Source organism: Sulfurovum sp. bin170 (assembly GCF_010892395.1).
GTDB lineage: Bacteria > Campylobacterota > Campylobacteria > Campylobacterales > Sulfurovaceae > UBA1140.
Genome location: NZ_JAACKB010000403.1, coordinates 1 through 5,264, shown reverse-complemented (window position 1 = coordinate 5,264; position 5,264 = coordinate 1). Strand labels below are relative to the sequence as shown.

6 protein-coding genes are annotated in these 5,264 nt (G+C 37.7%); 1 reads left to right on the top strand and 5 read right to left on the bottom strand.

Going from position 1 to position 5,264, the window contains the following annotated elements; translation table 11 throughout:
- Positions 1 to 24 precede the first annotated feature (24 nt).
- Both GSY74_RS09600 and GSY74_RS09595 read right to left on the bottom strand, forming a co-directional pair.
- Positions 25 to 549, bottom strand: a complete 525-nt coding sequence (locus GSY74_RS09600; protein WP_164664883.1) for a hypothetical protein — start codon at positions 547 to 549, stop codon at positions 25 to 27.
- A 6-nt stretch (positions 550 to 555) separates the two neighbouring features.
- Positions 556 to 798: an acyl carrier protein gene (locus tag GSY74_RS09595; RefSeq protein WP_164664882.1), complete on the bottom strand. Its 243-nt coding sequence runs from the start codon at positions 796 to 798 to the stop codon at positions 556 to 558.
- Positions 799 to 969: 171 nt separating this feature from the next.
- On the opposite strand from GSY74_RS09595, the gene hutH reads away from it, so the two are divergent.
- Positions 970 to 2,490: a histidine ammonia-lyase gene (gene hutH, locus GSY74_RS09590; protein ID WP_164664881.1), complete on the top strand. Its 1,521-nt coding sequence runs from the start codon at positions 970 to 972 to the stop codon at positions 2,488 to 2,490.
- Between the two features lies 1 nt (position 2,491).
- Here the strand turns inward: hutH and GSY74_RS09585 are convergent, their stop codons facing one another.
- From GSY74_RS09585 to GSY74_RS09575, 3 genes are all read right to left on the bottom strand, one after another.
- A complete protein-coding gene (locus GSY74_RS09585; protein WP_164664880.1) occupies positions 2,492 to 3,190 on the bottom strand; it encodes a hypothetical protein in 699 nt (232 codons plus the stop codon).
- Positions 3,191 to 3,349: 159 nt separating this feature from the next.
- Positions 3,350 to 4,573: a beta-ketoacyl synthase gene (locus GSY74_RS09580; protein ID WP_164664879.1), complete on the bottom strand. Its 1,224-nt coding sequence runs from the start codon at positions 4,571 to 4,573 to the stop codon at positions 3,350 to 3,352.
- The coding region (locus GSY74_RS09575; RefSeq protein WP_370518796.1) for an SDR family oxidoreductase at positions 4,570 to 5,264 on the bottom strand (695 nt) is incomplete at its 5' end. The genes GSY74_RS09575 and GSY74_RS09580, both read right to left, overlap by 4 nt.

Here is a 5,264-nt window from a genome sequence, read left to right as displayed (position 1 = left end):
ATAAACAGCCCATAGACATAAGCACTAATCGCTATTTTTTTCATAAAATCTCCTAAACGCAATTTGAAAAAGTATACCACACCCAAGAAGAATATACCAACCTACAGTTGAGTAGAATGTCCACTCCTCTATGGAGCCAAAAAATAGAAAATAGGAGTGCAGGGAGACATTAATCGCAGTGACTACAATCCAAATGAGATGAGTCTTCTCTAGGTAGATTCTTTCGGTATTATCTAGTTTTTTAAATTTTCCAATATATTTGATAAGAAAATACTCTTTTGTCACCTCTGCATAGATAAAGGCTAGAAAAAATAGGGTTGAGAGGGTAAGTGGAAAACTTTTTAGTACTAAGATACTATTTTGTTGTATTGAAATAAATCCAATAAGGATTAAAATTATAGGTTGAAAAGATGTTTTCCAAGAGAATTTTTTGAGAGAAAATAGTAGCCAAACACTACCCAATAGGGTAAAAAAGATACCTAGTTCGGTTATAGAAAACCAATCTTTTCCTAAAAAAATAGTTAGGATATAGATTAGAACAAGTATCAAAACTATCTATTTTAGATTATTCTTCACAACATCTATAAGTTGCTGAATTGTTTTTGTATTTTCAATCTCTTTGTTATCTACATCTATATCAAAAACATTATTCATCGTAACAATTAGGTCAATAGCATCCAAGCTATCAAGTCCTAACTCATCATAGAAAGATGCCTCTCTTTTAACCACCTCTTCTTCTACCTCAAACTCCTCTATTAAAACTTTTTTTATCTCAACAAGAATCTCTTCTTCACTCATCTTATATACTCCAAGAAATTTTAAAGAGATTATAGCAGAAAAACTTTTATCTAAATTCATTTTTTCAATATTGGTTAATAAAATTAATATATAATTTCAGAAGATTATGTAAAATATTCTAAAAGAATATCCTACACAGTGGTTCAATTTTTATAAATTTTGGGAGAGTCAATGGAAATAGTAGTAAATGGTGAAAAAATCAGCCTTAGTGATATTACAAAAGCGAGTAGCGTTAAGTTATCTGATTCAGATGAGTTTCAATCAAGAGTAAACAAGGCACATGATTTTTTGGTTTCTGAGATAAAAGATGGCAAACCAATCTATGGTGTCACTACAGGTTATGGTGAATCAGGTAAGAACTATCTGCTGTTTGAAGAGTCAAAGATACTACAGACAAATCTCTTTAGATTTCACGGTTGTGGTGTGGGTAAAAATTTGGATGAAGATGAAGCTTTCTATATGACACTTATACGGATGATTAGTCTCTCAAAAGGCTACTCTGGCATTAGTTTTAATCTACTAAAAAGATTAGAACTTCTTATCAATGAGAGAATACTTCCAGTTGTTCCAGAGCAGGGGTCTGTGGGTGCAAGTGGTGATTTGACACCATTATCATATTTGGCGGCGACTATTGCAGGGGAGAGAGAAGTCTACTATAGAGGTGAGATACGAAAAACTATAGATGTCTACAGTGAGTTGGGTATTGAGCCGTATGAGCTACAGCCAAAAGAGGCATTGGCTATTATGAATGGTACGGCTACTATGAGTGCAATAGCTACCAATAGTATTAAAAAATTTGAGAACTTCCTCCACGCTTATAGCTCTTTTATAGCAGGTATATTTGAGCTACTTCAAGCAGATGATACACCACTGCAACCACTTGTTCATGAGGTTAAGCCATTTGAGGGGCAGATTGCTATTGCCAAGGAGATTTTGGCAAAACTAGAGGGGACAAAGCTTACTCATTCGAGAGAGGAGCGATACAATGATTTTTTTAACAATGAGACCTTAAATATCCAAGATAGATACTCTATCAGATGTACACCACAAGTTCTAGGAGTTGTACTAGACAATATCACTGTATCTAAAAATTGGATAGAGACAGAGATAAATGCTGTCAATGATAATCCTGTGATAGATGGTGAGAATAGAAAAATATACACAACAGGTAACTTCTACGGTGGATATATTGCTCACGCAATGGACACACTAAGAATAAGTGCAGCCAATGTAGCAGATTTACTAGATAAACAGTTTGCTATCTTGGTTGACCACAAATACAATCGTGGTCTAGGAGAGAACCTAAAACTAAGTGACAAAAACTACTTCCACGGATTCAAAGCGATGCAGATAACTCTTAGCTCACTATCTGCTGATGTGATGATGAATATCACTCCTGCCTCTGTATTCTCGCGTCCAACAGAGTCTATGAACCAAGACAAAGTAAGCATGGGAACCACTGCGGCTATTCACTTTAAAAACCAGTTGCCAAATCTTGAAAATATGTTGGCTATTGCGATGATGGGTCTTGCACAAGCTGTTGATATACGAGAAAAAAAGGGTATCTCTCCACATCTTGAAAAAGTTTATAATGCGATTAGAGAAGAGGTGGCACCTCTTGTGGAAGATAGACGGATGGATTTTGATATTGGGAAAATTAAAGCGTTAATCAATAGTGGGAGACTAGCATAAGCTAGTTGTTCCCATCCTCCGAAGTATCATGATGTATCTCTGCCACATGACTGCTAATATTAAACTCAATTCGACCCAAACCTCTATAGTAGTAGGTACTTCTAAATCTATCAGAGCCAAAGTAGAAAGGGTTAAATGCTTTTTTGGTTACTTTTCTGGTAACATCATTTGGTTTACCAAGTAGAGCAACAACCTCTTTTGAACTCATCCCTTTCTGGATATATGAAAAACTACCACTGCTTTGACTCTGATGGGTTGTTGAGGTGACTTTTTTTTGGATGTGACCTCTTTTTTTATCCACTTTTACATTTCTATCTACTCTTTTTCTGATGTCTCTCTCTAGGTTTTTAACCCATTTGTTGTAAGTGGAGTGGATGCTCTCATCAGAGCTATCATAGTCTAAGTTTTTGCTCTCTACATGTTGGATATTGAAAACAGAGGTGTCAAAAGTGATTTTGATTTTAGCCATTAGCTCTCTACGGTTGTAAGTTCCCAGATAGATATGAGGTGAGACCTTTTGAGGAATCCAACCTCTACCGACCAGAGAGTCTTTGACAGCTTTGTCTACTTGTGCTAGTGTTGGGGTGTTTGCGATTTGTGATACAGGTGCATTGGGTGCAGTATAGATAGCAGGGGTGCTACAGCCTACGATAAATAGGGTAGATAGTGTTATGGTAAGTGTTGAAAGTTTTGATTTCATTGTTGTCCTTTTTTAGTTTTTTACATTTATATTTTTCTATCCTTCATATCTCATGAAAAGTAGTTTACACTTGGAACCGATGGCTTTAGCCTCGACCACTATTTTAGGCGACTAAAGTCTGCGTTTCCTAAAAAGTGTAAATTACTTATAAAGGATGCCCTATATTTTAGAAAATATCAGCGAGGTATTTATCCCACCAAATGCAAAGTTGTTGTTCATTACAAACTTGATATTCTCATCACGGTGTTCTAGTATATAATCAAGATTGGCACACGCCTCATCGACCTCATCCAAGTTTCTGTTGGCAGGAATTAGCTTCTCATTGAGAGCCATCATAGAGATAATAGACTCCACGACACCACATCCACCAAGGAGATGTCCCATATAGCTTTTGGTACTGCTTATCGGTGTCTTGTTGCCAAAGATAGAGTGAGTAGCGTGTGACTCCTCTATGTCTCCTTTGAGTGTAGCCGTTGCGTGAGCGTTAATGTAGCCTATCCTGTCTGGAGTTAGATTTGCATCTGCAAGTGAGAGTCTCATAACACTGCTCATGCCCTCTCTTGATGGTGTAGTGAGGTGGTTGCCGTCACATGTTGTTGCGTAGCCTTTTAGCTCTGCGTAGATTTTTGCTCCCCGTTTTTTTGCGTGTTCATACTCTTCGAGAACAAGCGTTCCTGCACCCTCACCGATGATGAGTCCATCTCTGTTTTTGTCAAATGGTCTAGGAGTGAATTGAGGCTTATCATTATATCCAGCACTTGATGCACCTATAACTTCAAATACCCCCTCTGAGAGATAGTGAAGACCCTCTGCACCACCTACAAACATAATATCACTCATGCCATATTTGACAGACTCATAACCTGCACCTATCGCTTGGGATGATGAGGTACAAGCCGAGCAAGTTGGGATGGAGCGACCTTTTATACCAAAGAGAGCAGCGAGATTTGCACCGATGGTGTGACTCATAGCTTTTAGGAAAATCATAGAGTTTTGTCTCTTGAAGTTCTTGTTGGTATATACAGAAGTTATCCACTCCATTAGCGTCTCGTTTGCACCCATTGTAGAGCCAAATGAGATACCTGTTCGGATATTTTGAATCTCTGATTGTTCTAAGCCACTATCATCTATAGCTGTCTGCATACTTCTAGCTGTCATCTGTGCAACTCTACCCATAGAGCGACGATATTTTCTCGGAATATCATTGAAGTTTTGTTCTGCGACGGGTGCGGCGATAAGTGTAACCATATCCTCCATCTCTTGGCTCCAACTCTCAATGATTTTTACACCACTTTTTTTTTGAATAATATTCTCTTTTAGCGTAGCTATATTATCACCAAGTGGAGAGAGAAACCCAATACCTGTTACAACTACGCGTCTCATCGAACCATCCCTCCACTGATGTTAATGGTCTCTGCCGTCATGTAGGTGTTGGTCGATGCAAAATAGACAGCATGTGCTACCTCTTTTGGGTCACCATATCTTCGTAGTGGGATGCTTTTTGCTATGGATTTATCTAAATCTTTGGTCATCTCCGATTCAATTAACCCAGGGGCGACGCAATTGACACGAATCTTGTATCTTCCCAATTCAAGAGCCAAACTTTTTGTAAATGAGATAATCGCCCCTTTGGATGCAGAGTAGTTGGTCTGTCCAGCATTTCCTACAATTCCTGATACTGATGAGATATTGATAATAGCACAGTTTTTCTTTTTGATGAGCTTTGGAAGTAGGGCTTTTGTAACTCGAAACATTCCGTTTACATTAATATCCATCACATCCTCCCACTCCTCATCTGTCATCCAAAAGAAGAGGTTGTCTTTTGTTATGCCAGAGTTGTTTACAAGTACATCTACCTCTATCTCTTTAAGTTTTTCGTTTACACTCTCTCTGTCTCGTATATCAAAGGTTAAAATCTCTCCACAATTATCAATCTCTTTTAAAATTGTTTTTGCTTTCTCCTCGTTGCTGTTATAGTGGATATAGACAAAATATCCTTGCTTTGCAAACTCTTTTACAATCGCTTCACCTAGTGAGCCTGTAGCACCAGTTACTAAAACTTTTTGCATTTTTT

Bases quoted from the DNA above. Each gene is read 5' to 3' on its own strand.
- hutH (WP_164664881.1), top strand. From the start codon at position 970: ATGGAAATAGTAGTAAATGGTGAAAAAATCAGCCTTAGTGATATTACA.
- GSY74_RS09595 (WP_164664882.1), bottom strand. From the start codon at position 798: ATGAGTGAAGAAGAGATTCTTGTTGAGATAAAAAAAGTTTTAATAGAG.
- GSY74_RS09580 (WP_164664879.1), bottom strand. From the start codon at position 4,573: ATGAGACGCGTAGTTGTAACAGGTATTGGGTTTCTCTCTCCACTTGGT.
- GSY74_RS09585 (WP_164664880.1), bottom strand. From the start codon at position 3,190: ATGAAATCAAAACTTTCAACACTTACCATAACACTATCTACCCTATTT.